Annotated in this window: 16 protein-coding genes; 8 read left to right on the top strand and 8 right to left on the bottom strand. The window is 70.0% G+C overall.

Annotated features, from left to right (window positions below):
• Window positions 1-47: 47 nt before the first annotated feature.
• From ACYVK3_RS21550 to ACYVK3_RS21535, 4 genes are read right to left on the bottom strand one after another with little or no spacing between them, the layout of a single operon-like run.
• Window positions 48-1,046 (bottom strand): ABC transporter ATP-binding protein, encoded by a 999-nt coding sequence (locus tag ACYVK3_RS21550; protein WP_460499408.1) that lies wholly within the window; start codon window positions 1,044-1,046, stop codon window positions 48-50.
• Entirely contained in the window at window positions 1,043-1,990 is a 948-nt protein-coding gene (locus ACYVK3_RS21545) for an ABC transporter permease (RefSeq protein ID WP_460499436.1), read from the bottom strand. Before ACYVK3_RS21545 ends, ACYVK3_RS21550 begins: the two co-directional genes overlap by 4 nt.
• Entirely contained in the window at window positions 1,987-3,075 is a 1,089-nt protein-coding gene (locus ACYVK3_RS21540) for an ABC transporter permease (RefSeq protein ID WP_460499407.1), read from the bottom strand. The genes ACYVK3_RS21545 and ACYVK3_RS21540 overlap by 4 nt, the downstream gene beginning before the upstream one ends.
• A gap of 9 nt (window positions 3,076-3,084) precedes the next feature.
• Entirely contained in the window at window positions 3,085-4,902 is a 1,818-nt protein-coding gene (locus ACYVK3_RS21535) for an ABC transporter substrate-binding protein (protein WP_460499406.1), read from the bottom strand.
• 458 nt (window positions 4,903-5,360) lie between these two features.
• Between ACYVK3_RS21535 and ACYVK3_RS21530 the strand changes: the two genes are divergently transcribed.
• From ACYVK3_RS21530 to ACYVK3_RS21520, 3 genes are read left to right on the top strand one after another with little or no spacing between them, the layout of a single operon-like run.
• The gene (locus ACYVK3_RS21530; RefSeq protein ID WP_460499405.1) at window positions 5,361-6,038 is read left to right on the top strand and encodes a hypothetical protein; all 678 of its coding nucleotides are present in this window, start codon (window positions 5,361-5,363) and stop codon (window positions 6,036-6,038) included.
• The gene (locus ACYVK3_RS21525) at window positions 6,035-7,405 is read left to right on the top strand and encodes a DNA polymerase Y family protein (protein WP_460499404.1); all 1,371 of its coding nucleotides are present in this window, start codon (window positions 6,035-6,037) and stop codon (window positions 7,403-7,405) included. The genes ACYVK3_RS21530 and ACYVK3_RS21525 overlap by 4 nt, the downstream gene beginning before the upstream one ends.
• The gene (locus ACYVK3_RS21520; RefSeq protein ID WP_460499403.1) at window positions 7,398-10,562 is read left to right on the top strand and encodes an error-prone DNA polymerase; all 3,165 of its coding nucleotides are present in this window, start codon (window positions 7,398-7,400) and stop codon (window positions 10,560-10,562) included. The genes ACYVK3_RS21525 and ACYVK3_RS21520 overlap by 8 nt, the downstream gene beginning before the upstream one ends.
• Window positions 10,563-10,565: 3 nt before the next feature.
• On the opposite strand, the gene ACYVK3_RS21515 is transcribed toward ACYVK3_RS21520, so the two are convergent.
• The 4 genes from ACYVK3_RS21515 to ACYVK3_RS21500 all read right to left on the bottom strand — a co-directional run bounded on the left by ACYVK3_RS21515 (window position 10,566) and on the right by ACYVK3_RS21500 (window position 13,897).
• Window positions 10,566-11,096: an excalibur calcium-binding domain-containing protein gene (locus ACYVK3_RS21515; protein WP_460499402.1), complete on the bottom strand. Its 531-nt coding sequence runs from the start codon at window positions 11,094-11,096 to the stop codon at window positions 10,566-10,568.
• A 290-nt stretch (window positions 11,097-11,386) separates the two neighbouring features.
• Entirely contained in the window at window positions 11,387-12,334 is a 948-nt protein-coding gene (locus ACYVK3_RS21510) for a GlxA family transcriptional regulator (RefSeq protein WP_460499401.1), read from the bottom strand.
• Between the two features lie 19 nt (window positions 12,335-12,353).
• Entirely contained in the window at window positions 12,354-12,938 is a 585-nt protein-coding gene (locus ACYVK3_RS21505) for a cysteine hydrolase family protein (protein ID WP_460499400.1), read from the bottom strand.
• A 68-nt stretch (window positions 12,939-13,006) separates the two neighbouring features.
• Entirely contained in the window at window positions 13,007-13,897 is an 891-nt protein-coding gene (locus tag ACYVK3_RS21500) for an SMP-30/gluconolactonase/LRE family protein (RefSeq protein WP_460499399.1), read from the bottom strand.
• 401 nt (window positions 13,898-14,298) lie between these two features.
• On the opposite strand from ACYVK3_RS21500, the gene ACYVK3_RS21495 reads away from it, so the two are divergent.
• The 5 genes from ACYVK3_RS21495 to glpK all read left to right on the top strand — a co-directional run bounded on the left by ACYVK3_RS21495 (window position 14,299) and on the right by glpK (window position 20,062).
• Window positions 14,299-15,036: a hemerythrin domain-containing protein gene (locus tag ACYVK3_RS21495; RefSeq protein WP_460499398.1), complete on the top strand. Its 738-nt coding sequence runs from the start codon at window positions 14,299-14,301 to the stop codon at window positions 15,034-15,036.
• 124 nt (window positions 15,037-15,160) lie between these two features.
• Window positions 15,161-16,414, top strand: a complete 1,254-nt coding sequence (locus tag ACYVK3_RS21490) for a cellulose-binding domain-containing protein (RefSeq protein ID WP_460499397.1) — start codon at window positions 15,161-15,163, stop codon at window positions 16,412-16,414.
• Between the two features lie 242 nt (window positions 16,415-16,656).
• Window positions 16,657-17,421, top strand: a complete 765-nt coding sequence (locus ACYVK3_RS21485; protein ID WP_460499396.1) for an IclR family transcriptional regulator — start codon at window positions 16,657-16,659, stop codon at window positions 17,419-17,421.
• A gap of 266 nt (window positions 17,422-17,687) precedes the next feature.
• On the top strand, window positions 17,688-18,473 hold the full coding sequence (locus ACYVK3_RS21480; protein ID WP_460499395.1) for an MIP/aquaporin family protein: 786 nt from the start codon (window positions 17,688-17,690) through the stop codon (window positions 18,471-18,473).
• 56 nt (window positions 18,474-18,529) lie between these two features.
• Window positions 18,530-20,062 carry a glycerol kinase GlpK gene (gene glpK / locus ACYVK3_RS21475; RefSeq protein WP_460499435.1) on the top strand — a complete coding sequence of 511 codons (1,533 nt, stop codon included), beginning with the start codon at window positions 18,530-18,532 and terminating at the stop codon, window positions 20,060-20,062.
• Window positions 20,063-20,070: the final 8 nt, after the last annotated feature.

Raw genomic sequence — 20,070 nt, 5'->3', positions numbered from 1 at the left:
TGTGATGTCACTGTGGCGCTTCCTTATCCATGAACAGCTGTACCAATTTACGGCTCCGCGGGCGTGGCCGTGACCGGCTCCCCGGCCTGGGCGACGAAGCAGGCGCTGTGCCTCCGGTCCTCGCCGGGCAGCTCCATCAGCTCGGGCTCGGCCTCCGAACAGCGCTCCACGGCGATCGCGCAGCGCGGCCGGAACGAGCAGCCCGGCGGCAGATCGGCCGGGTCCGGAGGGTCGCCGGCGAGCCCGCCGGGCCGCTTGCGCGAAGCGGCGTCGCCGATGACCGGGAACGCCGATCCCAAAGCCGCCGAATAAGGGTGACGGGCCTGGACGAACAGCTCGCGGCCCGGGCCGAGCTCGACGACGCGCCCGGCGTACATGATCGCGGCGCGGTCGCACGTCGCCGACAGCACCGACAGGTCGTGGCTGATCATGACCAGCCCCACGCCCCGCTCGGCGACCAGCCCGGTGATGAGCTCGAGCACCTGCGCCTGCACCATGACGTCGAGCGCGGTGGTGGCCTCGTCGGCGATGATCAGGTCCGGGTCGCAGGCGAGGGCCATCGCGATCATGACCCGCTGGCGCTGGCCTCCGGAGAGCTCATGCGGATAGTTGCGGACCTTCGAGGAGGGCAGTCCGACCTGGCGGAGCAGTTCGGCGGCCCGGCGCTCGGCGTCGGCCTTCGTGGTGCGCTCGTGGACCAGGATCGGCTCGGCGATCTGCTTTCCGATGCGCTGCACGGCGTTGAGCGAGTGCATCGCGCCTTGGAAGACGATCGACGCGCCGACCCAGCGGACCGCGCGCAGGCGCCCCCACCCCATGGTCAGGACGTCCTCGCCGTCGAGCAGGATCTCGCCGGTGACCGTGGCGTTCGGCGGCAGCAGCCGCAGCACCGCCATGGCCAGCGTCGACTTCCCGCAGCCGGACTCGCCGGCGATGCCGAGCGTCTGGCCCGCCTCCAAGCTCAGGTCGACCCCGCGCACGGCCGGGACCGCGCCGCGGGAGCCGTCGTAGGTGACGTTGAGACCGCGGATGTCCAAAAGGCTCACTGCGACTCACCTCGCAATCGAGGGTTGAAGACGGCTTCGAGCGCCCTTCCGCACATCATGAACGAGGCGACGACGATGAGGATCGCCAGGCCCGGCGGCAGCAGGTACCACCAGGCCTGCGCCGAGACCGCGCCATTGGTGGAGGCGCGGTTGAGGATCGAACCCCAGGAGACGACGTTCGGGTCGCCCAGGCCGAGCCAGGCCAGTGACGACTCCATGAGGATCGCCGAGGGGACCAGCAGCGTCGCGCTGGCGAGCACGAGCGGCAGCACGTTGGGCAGGATGTGCTTGGTCATCTGGTGCCAGTGTCCGGCGCCGAGCGCCCGTGCCCGCTCGAGGTACGGCCTGGCCTGCACCGTCAGCGTCTGGGCTCGGACGAGCCTGGCGGTGCCGGACCAGGAGACGATGGCGATGACGATGATCGTGGTGGTGGTGCTGCGGCCGAGGACGGCCAGCAGCGCGATGGCGACGACCAGGCTCGGCAGCACCATGAACCAGTCGGACACGCGCAGGGTGATCCACCCGTACCAGCCCCCGATGTGGCCGCTGGTGATCCCGACGAGCGTGCCGATGACGATGGCGACGACCGTGGCGGTCAGTCCCATCAGGAGCGACAGCCGCGCGCCCCACAGGGTGAGCGCGAGCAGGGACCGGCCGACCTCGTCGGTGCCGAGCGGGAATTCGGCGCTGGGCGGCTCCATGCGCCCGCCGGTGGCCTGCGTGACGCTCAGCTGCGATTCGTCGATCAAGAGCGGCGCCGTCACGGCGAGGAGCACGATGATGCCGAGGAGGACGAGTCCGACCATGCCGCTGCGCTGGCTGCGGTAGTCCCGCCACACGCGGGCGGCGGCCTGGCGCCGGCGGGCCCACGCCAATGTACGGCCCGACAAGCGTCGCCGAGGCGCTCCGGCGGGGGACGGGGTCGCTTTCGCGCCGGTGTTCATGTCGTGTTCCATAACGACCGCCTGATCCTCGGGTCGATGAACCAGTACAGGATCTCCGCGCACAGCACGGCGAGGATCGTCGAGGCGGAGAACAGGACGAACAGGGCCTGCAGGACCGGCCGGTCGGGGTAGAAGATCGACTGCACGAACAGTCTGCCGAGGCCGGGCCAACTGAAGACCGTCTCGGTGACGATGCTGCCGTTGACGATGTTGCCGATCGCCAGGAACACCAGCGTGACGGTCGGCAGGAGCGCGTTCGGGACGGCGTGCCTGCGGCGCACCTGGTCCTCGCGCAGTCCCTTGGCGCGGGCGGTGGTGAGGTAGTCGCTGCCCAACTCATCCAGGATGGACGATCGCATGACCATCAGGTATCCGGCGTAGACGACCGCGACGTGCGTCAGCACCGGCAGGACGAGATGGTGCCCGATGTCGAGGGCCTGTGGGAGGAAGGCGTCCGGGGTGCTCGGCGAGCGCATCCCGTTGACCGGGAAGAGCCCCAGGTAGCGGGCGAAGACGAGGATGAAGATCATGCCGAGCCAGAACGTCGGCGCCGAGTACAGCAGCAGACCGGTGGCGACCTGGCCGCGGTCGAAGCGGCCGCCCTGCTTCCAGCCGGCCCTCGTGCCGATCCACAGCCCCAAGAGGACCGCGAGCGCCACGGAGGTGCCCGACAGCAGCAGTGTCGCCGGGAGCCGCTCGACGACGAGGTCGAAGATCGGTCGGCGGAACTGGAGCGAGGTCCCGAAGTCGCCGGTGAGCGTTCCGGTGATGTAGTCCCAGAACTGGTTCCACAGCGGGTCGTTGAGTCCCATCTCCTCGCGCATCGCCTCGCGCTGCTCGGGGGAGACGGGGCGCTCGCGGGTGAGCTGGTCGATCGGGTCGCCGGCGATGAGCCGGAAGATGAAGAACGACGAGAACAGCACCAGCAGCAGCGACACGGCGGCGCCGCCGACGTGCCTGAGCAGGTACCGGCCGAATCCTGTATTGACGCGGCCGGGCCGGTCGGCGCCGGCCGCGTCGGGGGATCGGTCAGGGGAGGGCGGGCCGGTGGCCCCCCCGCCCCCGGTCGACGGACTAACGGTCATCGAGGCGTGTCACTCTCGTTCGTCGGCGGTGCTCTTGCGCCGTATGAAGAAGAAGACGCCTCCGGCGATCAGGACCACCAGGACGGCTCCCGCCGCGACCAGAACGCCGGTCGAGACGCCGCCGTCCTCGCTCTCCCCGACCGGGGTGGCCGAGTGGTAGGCCCACAGGAAGCCCTGCTGGCCGGTGATCATCCCGCCTTCGGCGGGCTGCGTCCGGAGGCCGTCCACCTTGTCGTGGTTGTACGCCTCCAGGACGTTCTGGTAGTAGAGCCAGATGACGGGGGCGTCCTCGTACAGCATCTGCTGCTGCTGTTTGACCAGGTCGGCCCTGGCCTCGGGGTCGGACTCGACCTTCTGCCGCTCGTGGAGGGCGTCGTAGTCCTCGTTGCAGTAGAAGTTCTCGTGCGAGCGCTCGCTGCCGTCGGTCGTGGTGGGCAGGACGGCGCAGGTGTGCATGGCCAGCTGCTCGGTCGGGTTGGGGCCGACGCCCCAGCCGGAGAACGCGATGTCGTACTCGCCGAGGTAGACCAGGTCGTTGAGCGAGCCCTGCTCGATCGGCTCGGGGGTGATCTCCAGTCCGATCTGCTCCCACCATTCGCTCACGAACTGGACCACGGTGGCGTAGTCGGTGTTGTCGGCGTGGTGGTAGAAGCGGAAGCTGAGCTTGTCGTCGCTGTCGGGCATGGTGCGGATGCCGTCCTCGCCGCGCTCATAGCCCGCCTCGTCGAGCATCCGGTTGGCCTCGTCGATGTCGAACTGGACCAGTGCGTCGCCGCCGTCCCAGTGCCAGTGGTCGAAGATCGCGGGAATGATCGACACGGCAGGGTCGCCGTTGCCGTCCAGGACGGTGTCCACCAGCTCCTGTTTGTCGATCGCGGTGTGCATCGCCTGGCGCACCACCGGGTCGCGCAGCGCGGGGTGGCCGTCGCCGTACGGCTCGCGCTCGACGGTCGCCGCGCCGTGGTTGAGGGTGAGCGACACGAACCGGCGGCCCTGGGCGTTGTTGACGGTGACGTGCTCCTGGCCTTCGAGGGCCTCGGCCTGGGCGGGGTTGAGCCCGTTGACGATGTCGACCTCGCCGGCCTCCAGGGCGGCGACGGCGGCGTCGGGCTCGCTGTAGTAGTCGTAGACGACCTCGTCGAAGCCGGGGGCGCCGCCCCAGTAGTTCTCGTTGGCGCTCAGGCGGATGAACTCGTCCGTGCGGTACTCGCTGACCTGGAAGGGGCCGGACCCGACCAGTGGCAACTGGTCGTTCGCGGTGTCGGCCGACGGGTCCGGGTAGGTCTCCCAGACGTGCTCGGGCACGATGAAGATCCCCGCGTTGAGGACCTCGGCGGGGGCCGCCTCGTTGAGCGTGAGCACGAACGTGGTGTCGTCGGGGGCCTCGGCTCGGGCGAAGTTGCCGGCGAGGTCGATGTTCCACTCGTGGATGGCCTGGTTCTCGATGAGGAGGTTGTAGGTGTAGGCCACGTCCCCGGCCGTCAGCGGCTCGCCGTCGGACCATTCGACGCCCTCGCGGATGGTGAACGTCCACGTCAGGCCGTCGGCGCTCTCCTCCCATTCGGTCGCCAGTCCGGGCACGGGCTCGTAGTCGTCGGCTCCTGTCCTAATGAGAGTGTCGTACGTCATCATGTTGGTGTTGTAGGTGATGACGTAGCGGGCCTTGAAGGGGTTGAAGGTGTCGACCTCTTGATCGGTGGCCACGAGGAGACTGTCGGTGTCCTCGTCTTGAGCGACCGCCTGCGTCGACGTGGCGGCGAGGACGCCGGCGGACAGGGCCAGCGCGGCTCCGGCCGCGACGAGCCGCTTCATCGGTCTGGTTCTCATGGGGGTGTCCCTACTTCGCGTTCGGTTCCGGGCCGGGCAAATGTATGGCTCGCAAGCTTCGCCATGGAAGGTTCGGGCTCCGTCTGCTGTCCCGTGGCAGTGGAGGCTCGGTCCCGAGTAACCAACAGAATGATGTAAATCTTCGCCTGTTGTCAATGTTGTGGAGAATTTTTTCGGTCTTATTGGTGCTTGAGAGCCATGAATCGACAATGTCGACACTCAGTCGGTCCTTGCGGGATCGTACCGCTGTCGTCCTTTTCATGTGAATTCGTGGTGGTATATGCCCGCTGCTCGTATTCATGGTGGGGCTGAGTGTGCCGCTCTGATCCGAGGCCCGACTCCGAGATATATCAAACACATGTTTGATCTTGCGTCATCGCCGCAGTTCGGTATGTTGAACCCATACACACGTTCGACATATTACGGGGGTAGTGGTGGTGAACGGTGTTCCGGCAGCGTTGGCTGCCGAATTCGGGCTGCGGCTCGCCGGCGAACTCAAGCCGGCCGTGCGCGCTCCCCTGGAGTCCTCCCGGCACATCCTCCCGGTCACCCCCGACATTTCCACGCTCCTGCCCTACGGCGGCCTCGCGACTATGACCACCCTCACGGCATCGCGGGTCGGGGCGACCTCGCTGCTGTGGCGGCTCCTCGCGGGCCCCACCCAGGCCGGGGCCTGGTGCGCCGTCGTCGGCCTGCCCCACGTCTATCCCCTGGCCGCCCGCGCGGCCGGGGTCGACCTCGAACGGCTCGCCCTGGTCGAGGCCGACGGGCCGCGCGTCGCCGACGCCGCGGGCGCGCTGGCCGGAGGCGTCGCCGCCCTGGTCGTGCCCAGCGCCGCCTTCGAACCGAAACAGACACGCCGCCTGGCCGCCCGCGCCCGCCGCGGCGGCACCGCCATCGTGTGGTGGGAGACCAGGCCCGTGCCCGGCGCCGACGCCCGGCTCGAGGTCGCCCGCGCCCACTGGAAGGGCCTGCGCTCGAACACCGGGCGCCGCTACGGGGCCGGCCGCCTCGACGCCTGCGAGCTCGACGTGGCCGCCCGCTGGCGCACCGGCGGTGCCCACCGCGCCCGCATCTGGCCCTACGGCGGCCAGAACCCCGACAACGTCGTCGACCTGCGCGGAGGCCGGCCATGATCCGCACCGCAGGAGCCGAGCAGCCTTACGGCTCCGCACGCGTCGCCGTGGCGAGGCTCCCCGACTGGAAGTCCGAGGACGCCGCGGCCTTCGAACCGGTCCTGGACGCCCTCGACCTGGTCACGCCGCACATCGAGGTGCTCGAACCCGGCCTCGTCGCCATGCCGCTGCGCAAACGCATCGGCGACGAGGCCGAATTCTGCGAACGACTCATCGACACCGTCACCGGTCTGGTCGACCAGGACTGCCTCACCGGCGTCGCCGACGGCCTGTTCGCGGCCCTGCTCGCCGCCCGCTCGGGCCGCATCGTCCGGCCCGGCGGCGACGCCGCGTTCCTCGCCCCCTTCGACATCGCCGACCTCCAGATGACCGGCCTGGTCGACGAGGAGACCACCGAGACGCTCCGCCACCTGGGCATCGACACGCTCGGCGCCTTCACGGCCCTCCCCGGCGCCGCCGTGGCCGAACGGTTCGGCGCCCGGGCGCGCCAGGCCCAAGCGCTCGCCGCCGGGGAACTGGCCCGCCCGCTCGCCATCCGGCAGCCCGAACCCGAACTGGCCGTCCGCATCGACGCCGAAGAACCCTACGAGACCGTCGAACAGGCCGCCTTCGCCGCCCGTCCGCTCGCCGAACGGCTCCTGGAGACCTTGGGGCGGCGCAACCTCACCTGCACCCGCGTCGCCGTCACCGCCCACACCGTCCGCGGCCTCGCCCGCGAACGCACCTGGCAGCTCGACCCCTCCGCTCCCGCCGTCGAACTGGCCCGCCGCGTCCGCTGGCAGCTCGAAGGCTGGCTGACAGACGGCGGTAGCGACGCCCTCGCCGCCATCGAACTCACTCCAGGCGGGCTGCTCGGCCTGGTCGAGGCGGGGAAGGGCCTGTGGGAGTTCAAGGACGCCGCCACCGTCCGCGCCGAGGCCGCGCTCCGCCACGCCCAAGGCCTGCTCGGGCCCGACAATGTCCGCATCGCCGTCGAAACCGACGGCCGCGACCTGGCCGAACGCTGCGAACTCGACACCTGGGGCGGCAAGATCGCCGCGCGCCGGACCGGCCCGTGGCCCGGCACTCTGCCCGACCCGCCGCCGGCCCTCGCCGGCACCGGCGAGGACGTCAAGGTGCTCGCCGCCGACGGCACGCCCGTCTCGGTCGCCGCGCGCGGCGCCATGTCCGCCACCCCGGCCCTGGTCTCCCTCAGCGGCAAGCGGATCCCCGTCATCGCCTGGGCCGGGCCCTGGCCGGTGACCGAACGCTGGTGGAACGAGGGCGCCCGCCGCTACGCACGACTCCAAGTCGAACTCGCCGACGGCCGCGCCGCCCTCCTCTACCTCGAAAACCGGCGATGGAAGGTGGCCGGCTGGTATGACTGAGTACGCCGAGCTGCACTGCCACTCCCACTTCAGCTTCGCCGACGGCGCCGACTCCCCGGCCGCCCTGGCCGACGAGGCCGCCCGCCTCGGACTGAGCGGCCTGGCCGTCACCGACCACGACGGCCTCTACGGCGTCTCCGAACTGGCCACCGCCGCAGGCGGGCTCGGCCTGCCCACCGTCTTCGGCGCCGAACTCAACCTCGGCATGGCCAAGCCCCGGCGCGGCCAAGCCGATCCGGCGGGGGAGCACCTGGTGGTGCTCGCCCGCAACCCCGTCGGCTACCGGCGGCTCTCCCGGGCCATCACCGAGGCGAAGCTCGACACCAAGGAGAAGGACCTGCCCCGCTACGAGATCAAGCGGCTCGCCGACCACGCCGGAGGGCACTGGATGGTCCTGACCGGCTGCCGCAAGGGCGCCCTCAACGCCGCGCTCGACGCCGGCGGCACCGAAGCCGCCGAGCGGCGGCTGCGCGAGCTGACCGAATGGTTCGGCCCCGGCAACGTCGCCGTCGAACTCACCTGCCACGACCTGCCCGGCGACACCGAGCGGATCGACGCCCTCGCCGCGATCGCCGGCCGCTGCCGCGTACCCGTCGTCGCCACCAACAACGTCCACTACGCGTCCCCGACCCGCGCCAGGGTCGCCGCCGCGCTGGCCGCCACCCGCTCGCGGCGCCCGCTCGATCAGATCGACCCCTGGCTCCCCGCCGCCGCGGCCGCGCACCTCCGCAGCCCCGAGGAGATGCGGCTGCGCTTCGCCGACGTTCCCGAAGCGGTCGACAACGCCGCCCGCTTCGCCGAGGAGATCGCCTTCGACCTCAAGCTCCTCGCCCCGCGCCTGCCCCGCTTCCCCAACCCGGTCGGCTACGACGACTTCTCCCACCTGGCCAAGCTGATCATCGAGGGCGCACGGGAACGCTACGGCCCGCGCGAGGAGGAACGGGTGCCCGGCGCCTGGCGGCAGCTGGAGTACGAACTGCGCGTCATCCGCGACCTCGGCTTCGCCGGGTACTTCCTCATCGTCGCCGACATCGTCAAGTTCTGCGGCGAACGCGACATCTTCTGCCAGGGCAGGGGATCGGCCGCCAACAGCGCCGTCTGCTACGCCCTCGGCATCACCAATGTGGACCCCGTCGGCTTCGGGCTGCTGTTCGAGCGGTTCCTGTCGGCCGAACGCGACGGGCCGCCCGACATCGACATCGACATCGAGTCCGGCCGCCGCGAAGAGGTCATCCAGTACGTCTACGGGAAGTACACCCGCCAGCGGGCCGCGCTGGTGGCCAACGTCATCACCTACCGGCCCCGCAGCGCGGTCCGCGACGCCGCGAAGGCCCTGGGGCACGCCCACGAGCAGGCCGTGGCCTGGTCGAAGCGGCTGCACCACTGGCACGGGCTCGACCCCGACGAGACCGAGGGGATCCCCGCCGAGATCCAGAGCCTCGCCGCCGAACTGGCCGACCTGCCCCAGCACCTGGGCATCCACCCCGGCGGCATGGTGCTCACCGAGCAGCCCGTCTCCGAGATCGTCCCCGTCGAGCCGGCCCGCATGGCCGACCGCACCGTAGTCCAGTGGGACAAGGAGGCCTGCGCCGACGCCGGACTGGTGAAGTTCGACCTGCTGGGTCTCGGCATGCTCGAGGCCCTGCACCGGATGGTCGACCTCATCGCCGACGCCCACGGCGCCGAAGTCGACCTCGCGAAGCTCGAGCCCGAGGACGAGGACGTCTACGACATGCTCCAGCACGCCGACACCGTGGGCGTGTTCCAAGTGGAGTCGCGCGCCCAGATGTCGACCCTGCCGCGCCTGCGGCCCGAGAAGTTCGCCGACCTCGTCGCCGAGGTCGCGCTCATCCGCCCCGGCCCCATCCAAGGCGGCGCGGTCCACCCGTACCTGCGCCGCCGCCGAGGCGAACCCTGGCGCGACAAGGTCCCCGAGATCCTCCACCCCGCACTCGAGAAGACCTACGGGGTGCCGCTGTTCCAGGAGCAGCTCATGCGCATCGCCATCGACGCCGCCGGGTTCGACGGCGGCGAGGCCGACCAGCTGCGCCGCGCCATGGGCGCCAAGCGGTCGACCGAGCGCATGGAGCGGCTGCGCGAACGCCTCTACGAGGGCATGGCGAAGAACGGGGTCGCCGGCGAGGACGCCGACCGGATCTACGAGCAGCTCAAGAGCTTCGCCGACTTCGGCTTCCCCGAATCGCACGCCGCGAGCTTCGCCCACCTCGTCTACTCCTCGGCCTGGCTCAAGTGCCACTACCCGGCCGCGTTCTACGCCGGGCTGCTGGCGAGCCAGCCGATGGGGTTCTACTCGCCGGCCAGCCTCATCGCCGACGCGAAGCGCCACGGCATCGCCGTCCTGCCGCCCGAGGTCAACGCCAGCGTGCAGGTGGCGTCCCTGGTCGAGCCCGACCCGGCACCGGCGTTCCCGGTGCTGGGGACCGCGACGATCCGGCTCGGCTTCGACAGCGTCAAGGGCCTCAGCGGCGAGGTCGCCGACCGCATCGTCGCCGCGCGCGTCGACGGCCCCTACCGCGACCTGCCCGACCTGGCCCGCCGGGCGCGGCTCGGCAAGGGGCAGTTGGAGACGCTCGCGCTGGCCGGGGTCCTGGACAGCCTCGAACCCGACCGCCGCAGAGCACTGTGGGCGGCCGGGATGGTGCGCGAGCACCCCGACATGATCGCCGGCACCGGCCCGGCCGCCGAGGCCCCGGCCCTGCCGGGCATGAGCAGGACCGAGCTGGCCCGCGCCGACTACGCGGGGCTGGGCCTGTCGACCGAGACCCACCCGGTCGAATTCGTGCGCGAGGCCCTCACCACCGAGGGCGTCATCCCCATCGACCGGCTCCCCACGGTGCCGAACGGCACCCGCGTCGAGGTCGCCGGGGTGGTGACGCACCGCCAGCGGCCCCCGACCGCGCGCGGGGTGACCTTCCTGAGCCTGGAGGACGAGACCGGTATTGGCAACATCGTGTGCTCCCAAGGGCTGTGGGCGCGCTGGCGGCCGGTCGCCACCGGATCGAAGGCCCTGCGCATCAGGGGCACCGTCGAGCACGCGGCCGACGCCATCGAGGGCAGCATGCCGAACCTCATCGCCGACAAGCTCATCGCCCTGAACCTCGACACCCCGACGGTCGGCTCCCGCGACTTCCGCTGAGCCTCATGACTCGCAGCCGACGCCGTCCCCGTCGCGGTCCAGATGCCGGCCGTATCCGGGTTCGCCGGCGTAGACCGGTGCGGCGCCGGCGGCGCGTGCCGCATCGCAGTTCTTGTAGTAGACGGAGGACTCGTCGTCCTCGGTCCGCGACGCCGTCGTGGGATCCGGCTCGGGTTCCGGTTCTGCTTCGGGCTCCGGTTCCGGCTCTGGCTCTGGCTCTGGCTCCTCGGACGCTTCGCGGCTGGGTTCGGTCGTCGTCGCTTCGGTGGTCGGCGTCGTGGCATCGGCTGTCGGAGCGGCCGCTTCGGTGGTCTCGGCGACCGGGGAAGGGGACGCCGTCGTCCGGTCGTCGGGCTCGTATCCCGAGGCGTCGAGAATCAGTCCGAACACGCAGAGTATGAGGAACGTGCTCGACACGCTGTAGACGACGATCATCCACCAGCGGGTGTACCAACGTTTTTCGCCGTCGTGGAAGGGTTGCCGAGGAATCGGGTAGGTGTCGCCGAATGGGGGCGTGGGATCACTGTTGCTCATGGGGGCAAGGGCTTTCTCTTAGCCGATTATTCAATGAACTTCATAGAGCTAATGCCTTGAAGAATATGGAGGTCCATTGAGGCGGAGTGTGTCTCGTCCGAACGCTACCAACAGCGGATATGTCTGTCAGTCCCCTGATCGGGCGAGAGCGAATCAATCAATTCGCCATAATTCAAATGGAAATCGATTACCGCAGGAATGCCCATGATCCGACCGACGAAAAATGATCTTGAGAAATGGCGATGATTCGGTATTCAAGCATTCGTAGACTTCCGAGTAACACTGAAGAGCTAGGAGTGCGGCTCGCCGACCGCTTCGAGTTTCTTCTGGGCGCGCGGGTGCGCCCGGAGCCTGCGGAGCATCCTCGCGTCCGCGAAGCCCACCGCCCGGGACGCCGCCTCCGCGGTCTCGCCCCGCCCGATCAGGTGCTCGGCCCGCTCCAACCGCAGCAACGACTGGTAGCGCAGCGGCGTCATCCCGGTGGCCGCCACGAACAGCCGCGTCAGCGTGCGCTCGCTGACGCCGGCGTCGGCCGCCAGACTCGCGAGCCGCAGCGGCTCGCGGAACCGCACATCGATGACGTCCTGCACCCGGTGCACCACATCGGACAAGTGCGAGCGGTGCCGCAGCATCGCGCTGTCCTGCGAGGCGTCCCCATTGCGGCGCGCGTACACGACCATGTTGCGGGCGATCTTGGCCGCCACCGCCGGTCCGCGCCGCGCCGCCACCAGATGCAGCGCCAGGTCGATGCCGCTGGCGATGCCCGCCGAGGTCACGACGCGGCCGTCGGAGATGTACAGCCGGTCGCGCATGACCGACGCGGTCGGGTACCGCCGCGCCAGCTCGTCCTGGAGCTCGTGGTGGGTCGTGCAGCGCCTGCCCTCGAGCAGGCCCGCCTGCCCCAGTGCGAAAGCACCGGAGCAGACGCTCGCGACCGTGCCGCCCCGCTCGTGGTGCGCCACTAGCCTCGCCGCGTCCGCCTCGGCGAGCCGCGGTGGCCTCGCATTGAGCGGCGAGCGCCAGCCGGGGACGAACACCAGGTCCCGCGCGCCGAGCTCGGGCCACTCGGTCGCGGCCCGGACCGTGAGGCCCTGCGCGCTCGGCACCTCCTCGCGGTCCGAGACGTAGTGCAGCTCGAAGCCGAGCCCGAGGTCGCACGCGGTCGAGAACACCTGCGCCGGTCCGGCCAGGTCCAGCAGGTGGACTCGGGGCACGAGCAGGAAGACGACGCGGGTCATGTGAGACCTCCCGATCCGGTCAGGCGGCGGTGACCTCGTCAACGGTACGGATCGCGGCGAACCGGCCCGCGAGCGCGTACTCGGTGCGGGCGATGACCTCGTCCGTGCCGAGCGTGCGCGGATCGGCGAGGACCGCCTCCAGGTCCCGTCCGGGCTCGGCGTCGCGGTGCTCGATCGGGTGCGTCGCGGTCGCGTCGGTCACGAACGTCACCTCGAAGCCCAGATCCGAGGCGACCCGCGCGGAGGTCTCGCAGCACTGCTCGGTGCGGATGCCGCTGATGAGCACCTCGCCGATGCCCTCCATGGTGAGGATCTGGTGCAGGTTCGTGGTGGTGAACGCGTTGTGCGAGGTCTTGGTGAGTTCCGGCTCGCCCGGCTCGGGCTTCAGCCCGTCGATGTAGCGCACGAAGCCCTGATCCGGGTCGAAGACGTCGGCCGAGCCCGGCTCGGAGTGGAGCACCCACACCACCAGGTCGCCGACGCTCCTGGCGTGGTCCACCAGGCGGTTCACCTGGGCGACGATCTCGGGATTGGACACGGCCGCCCAATTGGGGCGCTGACGGAAGGACTCTTGGACGTCGATGACGAGGAGCGCTGTTCTCATGCCCCAATCCTGTCGCCGCCCGGGCCCGGCCGACAGGCATCATCGAGGCCGGATGCGGAACGATCCGGTCACAGGCTCCAGGCGCCGTTGGTGTTCAGCAGCATCGAGTACACCGAGTTCGTCGCGGTCACGAACAGCCGGTTGCGCTTGGGTCCGCCGAAGACGAGATTGGAGACGGCCGGCTGGGGGATCGGCAGCTTCGCCAGCAGTGCCCCGTCGGCGGCGAAGCACCACACGTCCGAAGCGGCCGCCCATACGCGCCCGGCGGTGTCGAGGCGCAGCCCGTCGAAGTTCCCGCCGGGCGACTCGACGAACACCTCGCCGCCGCTGAGCTTGCCGCCGTCGACGCTGAAGACGCGGATGTGCCCGCGCCTGGTGTCGGCGATGTAGAGGCGCCGCTCGTCAGGGGAGAAGGCGAGCCCGTTGGGGCGCACGAAGTCGTCGGCGACGCGCTCCGCCTCACCGGTGCCGGGGTCGATCCGGTAGACGTGGCATCCGTCGATCTCCGGCTCGGCCTGGTGCCCCTCGTAGTCGCTGAGGATGCCGTACGGCGGGTCGGTGAACCAGACCGAATCGTCGGAGGCGACGACGACGTCGTTGGGGCTGTTGAACCGCTTGCCGTTCCAGCGGTCGGCCAGGACCGTGATCGAGCCGTCCAGCTCGGTACGGGTCACGCGCCGCTCGCCCTGCTCGCACGAGACCAGGCGGCCCTGCCGGTCGAGCGTGTGGCCGTTGGCGTAGCGGGCGGGGGAGCGGAAGACGCTGACCGAGCCGTCCGTCTCGTCCCAGCGCATCATCCGGTCGTTCGGGATGTCGCTGAACAGCAGGTAGCGGCCCGAGGGCACGTAGACCGGCCCCTCGGTCCACCGGCCCGCGGAGAACAGGCATTCGAGGTAGTCGTCCCCGCCGACGTCGAACCGGTCGTCGAACACCTCGAAACGCACTGGCGTACTGATCATCTCGGTCCCCCTCATCGCTTGGCGCGGTCATCCGCGAACCTACCGCGCCGCCCGACGCTGCCCGACGTAGGCCCTTGCACGGTCCGCCGGCCGGATGTTCTAATGGTCTCCGTGCCACGTGGCGCCGACCAAGAGACTTCGAGGCCGGTCGGCAGTCGGGCGAGCACCGTACATCGAAGGGTCGTGTCATGAGGTTCCACTCCACACTCTCCGCCTGACGCAAGCGCTCCGCGCACCGTCTCCCGTTCCCGGCACCGCTCCGCGCTGCCCGCGACGGCTCTGATCCCGCCATCCTCAATGGACCCCTTGGGTCTCCATGATGGCTTCCGCGCCATGCCGCGCACCTGCCGACCGCCGCCGAACCGGCGGATTCCTTAAACCACGGAGCATCACAGCATCACATGCGGCCTTCCAACGTCCTCGAACTGACCACCACCGACCCCGACACCCGCCAGGAGTGCACCGTCGCGCTCCTCTACACCACCCAAGACGGCCGCCCGGTCGTCGACGCGCGCTCGGAACCGGACTGGCTCCACGACGTCCTCGCCGCTCCGATGGTGAGCGTCGCGATCGGCGACCAGACCTACGGGGCCGTCGCCGTCCCCTCAGCCGACGGCGCCATCGTGGCCCTCGACCGCGTCGAGCCCGAGGCGGGGGAGGGCCCGGCCGAGGTGCGCAGCTTCGCCGACAAGCTGCTGGAGATCCACACCTGGCTGCGGCACCAGCTGCGCCAGGTACGCGCCGAGACCGACGCCCACTTCGCCGCGCTCGCCGCCGGCGAGACCCCGAAGCCGGGCCTGGGGCTCCAGATCCGGCAGCACTGCCTGGCATTCTGCCAGTCCGTGGAGTTCCACCACACCAGCGAAGACCACATGTTCCCCGCGCTCGAAGGCCGGCACCCGCACCTGAAGGGGGCCATCGGGCGGCTCCGCGAGGAGCACCGGACGGTCGCGCGACTCCAGGCCGACATCGCGGCCCTGCTGGCCGACATCGGTTCGGCCGACCCGGCCGCCTTCGCCGAGCGGCTCGACCGCATGGCCGCCGAGTTGACCGCCCATCTCGACTACGAGGAGGCGACGCTCATCCCGGTCCTGGCCGAGGTCCCGTTCCCACCGGTGGGACCGCCGCCCGAGGCATAGATGCCGCCGTGTCCGGCCGATGATGTTCTGGTCATTGTGTCCGGGCACGGGCTTACCCTGGTGCCAACAATCGACGGTGGTCAATATAAGTATGTGACCGCTCACTCACGAGAGGGGATCGACCATGGGACCGGCACTCCCTATGGAACGGCACCGGCGGCGCGGCCTGATCGCGGCAGCGTCGGCCGCTGCGATAGCGCTCGGCGCGGGCGCCGTCGGCATGACCGCCGCATCGGCCGACGAGGCCGGATGCGAAGTGGACTACCAGGTGACGGCCGAATGGCCCGGAGGCTTCAACGCCGACGTCGTCATCACCAACCTCGGCGACCCGTTGGACGGCTGGGAGCTCGAATGGGACTTCCCGGCCGGGCAGCGCGTGCAGAGCGCTTGGAGCGCCCGCGTCGAGCAGTCCGGCGCGCACGTCGACGCCGCCGGCGTGGGCTACAACCGACAGCTCGCGAACCACGGCGTGGTGAGCTTCGGATTCACCGGCACCTTCGACGCGGCCTCCGGCAATGCGGCGCCGGAGGCCTTCACGCTCAACGATGTCGCATGCACGGGCGAGACCGAACCCGTGCCGACCGACCCGCCGACCGAGGTCCCCTCCGAGGAGCCGACCGACCCGGGCGGCGGCGGGAACCAGAACGAATGGAACCCGCCCGCTCACCTCATCCAGCCGCTGAACGAGGTCTGGGCGCACGTCGAGGACACCTACAACCTCGACTTCCGCAACTTCGGCTGGGACCAGGTCATGGCGACCGGCGGCAAGATCAACTACTGCGTGCGCTGGGATTCCCACAACCCGGTCTCGGCCACCCTGCGCGACGGCATCGAGGCCAAGCTGCAAGAGCAGTACCAGCTCTGGTTCGACCAGATGGCCGGCTGGAGCGACTGGCCGTTCGACCAGATCGAGGTCGAGGTCGTCGGCTGGGCGGCCTACGACCGCGACCTGCTCCAATGGAGCGACGATTCGGTCGACCTCTACATCGGCGACATCCGCGAGGACGCCCCGCAGTGTTCCGAGGACTGCGGCCGATTCTTCCACCAGGACGGGAACTACCCGAACTGTCCGGGCGGCTATGAGCACCATTACGACCAGAGCCTCTGGCTCACGCAGGGCATGGGCGGCGGCGCAGGCGGCGACTGGGGCCAGCGCATGGGCCAGGAGTACTTCACCGATTCGCTCGGCTCGGCCCAGATCACGATCTACCTGCACGAGCTCGGGCACACCTTCGGACTGGACGACTTCTACGACTGGACGCCGACCGGCCAGTGCTGTTTCATCATGAAGGCCGGCTCGTCGAGCACCATCACCGAATTCGACCAGTGGATGCTGCGCGACTGGTGGCGCCATCTCAAGGGCCGCTACGGACGCTGATCCTCCGCGCTCGAGCCCGAGGTCCCGACCGTGGTCGGGACCTCGGCCTTCCCTGCCCGGACGGAGGGGTCGCGCGAGGCGGACCCGCGACGAATGATCTCCTTGTAGCGGTGCCGCCTGCCCGGGCGGCGACGCCCGCCGTCGGCCCGGAGGCGGGCCCCTTGCCGCGGACCGCTGGTCGGCGACGGCCAATCGTGTTTAGCATTGTCGAACGCGGACGATCTACGAACGGAGGCGCTGCGATGCCGAAGAACATCCAGTCGCTCGAACGCGCGGCCGCGATGCTGCGGCTGCTCGCCGGGGGCGAGCGCCGGCTCGGCCTCTCCGACATCGCCTCCGCGCTCGGCCTGGCCAAGGCCACCGCCCACGGCATCCTGCGCACCCTCCAGCACGAGGGCTTCGTCGAGCAGGACGCCGCCTCGGGCCGATACCAGCTCGGCGCCGAGCTGCTGCGCCTGGGCACCACCTACCTCGACGTCCACGAGCTGCGCGCCCGGGCCCTGGTGTGGACCGACGACCTGGCCCGCTCCAGCGGCGAGGCGGTCTACCTCGGCGTGCTCCACCAGCAAGGCGTCCTCATCGTCCATCACGTCTTCCGGCCCGACGACAGCCGCCAGGTCCTCGAGGTCGGGGCCATGCAGCCACTGCACTCGACGGCCCTGGGCAAGGTCCTGGGCGCCTACGACCCGGTGGCGCGCAGCGAACTGGCCGAGGTCAAGCGCGAGCCGTTCACCGCCAGGACGGTGACCGAGCTCGAGGACGTCGAGCGGGAGGTCGAGACGACTCGTGCGCAGGGCTATGCCACCGACTTCGAGGAGACCTGGGAGGGCGTGGCCGCGGTCGCGGCCCCGATCTTCGACCGGCACCGCCTCGCGGTCGGGGCCCTCGGCATCACCGGCGCGGTCGAGCGGGTCTGCCGCGAAGGAGCGCTGCGCGCCGAGCTCGTCGCGGCCGTCCGCGACTGCGCCCGGTCGGTCTCGCGAGACCTCGGTTCCGGCCCGTTCTGACGCCCGAGCCGCCGCTCGGCAGCCGGAGTCACTGCACATGCCTGCGGCCCAGCGCTTCTGAATGTCCGTTTTGTTCTGTGTTGTTCGTCACATAGAACTTGACTCCACGAGAGCTGCGTAGGACACTTCCGTACGTCGGTCGACAATGTCGAACAACTATCGGATGTAGCGTTCGGCGCGTCCATCGGCCGATACCGCCCTTCCGTCGAGGGCGAGGATCGCGGACCGTTCCGAACCTCCCTCGACCACGGACAAAGGAGTCTCGGGTGTCCACTTCCGACATCATCATCGGCGAGGTCATCGGTACCGCCGTGCTGATCCTGCTGGGCGGCGGCGTCTGCGCCGCCGTCACCCTGAAGCGGTCCAAGGCCCAGCACGCCGGCTGGGTCGCCATCACCCTCGGGTGGGGCCTCGGCGTCCTCACCGCCGCCTACATCGCCGCCGGCGTCTCCGGCGCCCACCTCAACCCCGCGGTCACCGTCGGCCTCGCGGTCGAGGGCGGCATCCCCTGGTCTGACGTCCCCGTCTACCTCGCCTCCGAGCTCGTCGGCGCGATGTTCGGCGCCCTCCTCGTCTGGCTCGTCTACTACGGCCAGTTCCAGGCGCACATGGCCGAGCTCTCGCTCCAGTCCGGACCGGGCGCCCAGGCCACGGCCGAGGCCGTGGCCCAGCAGGCCGGACCGCTCCTCGGCATCTTCTCCACCGCGCCCGAGGTCCGCAACCCCGCCCAGAACGTCGCCACCGAGACCATCGCGACCTTCGTCCTGGTGATCGCCATCCTCACCCAGGGGCTCAACGACAACGGCAACGGCCTGGGAACCCTCGGCGTCCTCATCACCGCGCTCGTGGTCGTCGGCATCGGCCTGTCCCTCGGCGGTCCCACCGGCTACGCCATCAACCCCGCGCGCGACCTCGGGCCGCGCATCGTCCACGCGCTCCTGCCGATCAGAGGCAAGGGCGGCTCGGACTGGGGCTACGCCTGGGTGCCGATCGCGGGCCCGCTGCTCGGCGCCGTCCTCGCCGGCGGCCTCTATAACGTTGCCTTCGGATGAGCAATGAGACCAAGACCGACACCGACCGCCTCGACAACGACGTTCAGGAGCGCACCATGACCGACGCACACACCGCGGGACCGTTCATCGCGGCCATCGACCAGGGCACCACCTCCAGCCGCTGCATCATCTTCGACCGCGACGGCCGCATCGTCGCCGTCGACCAGAAGGAGCACGCCCAGATCTTCCCCAGACCCGGCTGGGTCGAGCACGACGCCGCCGAGATCTGGAACAACGTCCAAGAGGTCGTCGCCGGCGCGATGGTCAAGGCCAGGGTCGTCCGCGAGGACATCCTCGCCATCGGCATCACCAATCAGCGCGAGACCACCATGCTGTGGGACAAGCACACCGGAGAACCCGTCCACAACGCCATCGTCTGGCAGGACACCCGCACCGACACCAAGTGCAAGGAGCTCGGCGGCGACGTCGGCCAGGACCGGTTCCGCCGCGAGACCGGCCTGCCGCTGGCGGCCTACTTCGCCGGACCCAAGATCGCCTGGCTGCTCGACAACGTCGACGGCCTGCGGGAGCGCGCCGAGGCCGGCGAGCTGCTGTTCGGCACCATGGACTCCTGGGTCGTCTGGAACCTCACCGGCGGGGTCGACGGCGGCGTGCACGTCACCGACGTCACCAACGCCTCGCGCACCCTCATGATGAACCTGTCCGACCTGAAGTGGAACGAGGAGATCGCCGCCGCCATCGGCGTGCCGATGCAGGTGCTCCCCGAGATCCGCTCCTCTTCCGAGGTCTACGGCGAGGTCAAGGGCGGCACACTCGGCCAGCTCCTCGGCGGCGTCCCGGTAGCCTCCGCGCTCGGCGACCAGCAGGCCGCCCTGTTCGGACAGACCTGCTTCAGCACCGGCGAGGCCAAGTCCACCTACGGCACCGGCACGTTCATGCTCATGAACACCGGCGCCGAGCCCATCCACTCGGAATCGGGCCTGGTCACGACCGTCGGCTACCGGATCGGCGAGGACGAGCCCGTCTACGCCCTCGAAGGCTCGATCGCCGTCACCGGATCGCTCGTGCAGTGGATGCGCGACCAGATGGGACTCATCAGCACCGCCGCCGAGATCGAGACCCTCGCCTCCAGCGTGGAGGACAACGGCGGGGCCTACTTCGTGCCCGCCTTCTCGGGCCTGTTCGCGCCCTACTGGCGTTCGGACGCCCGCGGCGTCATCGCCGGCCTCACCAGGTATGTCACCAAGGCGCACATCGCCCGCGCGGTCCTTGAGGCCACCGCCTGGCAGACCCGCGAGATCACCGACGCCATGACCAAGGACTCCGGCGTGGAGCTCGCCGCGCTCAAGGTCGACGGCGGCATGACCTCGAACAACCTGCTCATGCAGTTCCTCGCCGACGTCCTCGACGCGCCCGTCGTGCGCCCCATGGTCGCCGAGACGACCTGCCTCGGCGCCGCCTACGCCGCCGGGTTGGCCGTCGGATTCTGGAACAGCACCGACGACCTGCGCCGCAACTGGCGCCGCGCCGCCGAGTGGACGCCCGACATGGACGCCGAACTGCGCGAGAGCGAATACCACCACTGGCTCAAGGCCGTCGAACGGACCATGGGCTGGATCGAAGAATAAGGGAGCAC

The sequence above is a fragment of the Glycomyces tarimensis genome (assembly GCF_054776215.1).
The sequence above is the reverse complement of the archived record's forward strand: the minus strand, read 5'-3'. Positions and strand labels throughout refer to the sequence as shown.

What these genes read in the sequence shown, in the direction of transcription:
- ACYVK3_RS21515 (WP_460499402.1), bottom strand. Translation starts at nt 11,096, where the DNA reads ATGAGCAACAGTGATCCCACGCCCCCATTCGGCGACACCTACCCGATT.
- ACYVK3_RS21505 (WP_460499400.1), bottom strand. Translation starts at nt 12,938, where the DNA reads ATGAGAACAGCGCTCCTCGTCATCGACGTCCAAGAGTCCTTCCGTCAG.
- glpK (WP_460499435.1), top strand. Translation starts at nt 18,530, where the DNA reads ATGACCGACGCACACACCGCGGGACCGTTCATCGCGGCCATCGACCAG.
- ACYVK3_RS21495 (WP_460499398.1), top strand. Translation starts at nt 14,299, where the DNA reads ATGCGGCCTTCCAACGTCCTCGAACTGACCACCACCGACCCCGACACC.
- ACYVK3_RS21490 (WP_460499397.1), top strand. Translation starts at nt 15,161, where the DNA reads ATGGGACCGGCACTCCCTATGGAACGGCACCGGCGGCGCGGCCTGATC.
- ACYVK3_RS21545 (WP_460499436.1), bottom strand. Translation starts at nt 1,990, where the DNA reads ATGAACACCGGCGCGAAAGCGACCCCGTCCCCCGCCGGAGCGCCTCGG.
- ACYVK3_RS21485 (WP_460499396.1), top strand. Translation starts at nt 16,657, where the DNA reads ATGCCGAAGAACATCCAGTCGCTCGAACGCGCGGCCGCGATGCTGCGG.
- ACYVK3_RS21540 (WP_460499407.1), bottom strand. Translation starts at nt 3,075, where the DNA reads ATGACCGTTAGTCCGTCGACCGGGGGCGGGGGGGCCACCGGCCCGCCC.
- ACYVK3_RS21525 (WP_460499404.1), top strand. Translation starts at nt 6,035, where the DNA reads ATGATCCGCACCGCAGGAGCCGAGCAGCCTTACGGCTCCGCACGCGTC.
- ACYVK3_RS21510 (WP_460499401.1), bottom strand. Translation starts at nt 12,334, where the DNA reads ATGACCCGCGTCGTCTTCCTGCTCGTGCCCCGAGTCCACCTGCTGGAC.
- ACYVK3_RS21520 (WP_460499403.1), top strand. Translation starts at nt 7,398, where the DNA reads ATGACTGAGTACGCCGAGCTGCACTGCCACTCCCACTTCAGCTTCGCC.
- ACYVK3_RS21500 (WP_460499399.1), bottom strand. Translation starts at nt 13,897, where the DNA reads ATGATCAGTACGCCAGTGCGTTTCGAGGTGTTCGACGACCGGTTCGAC.
- ACYVK3_RS21535 (WP_460499406.1), bottom strand. Translation starts at nt 4,902, where the DNA reads ATGAGAACCAGACCGATGAAGCGGCTCGTCGCGGCCGGAGCCGCGCTG.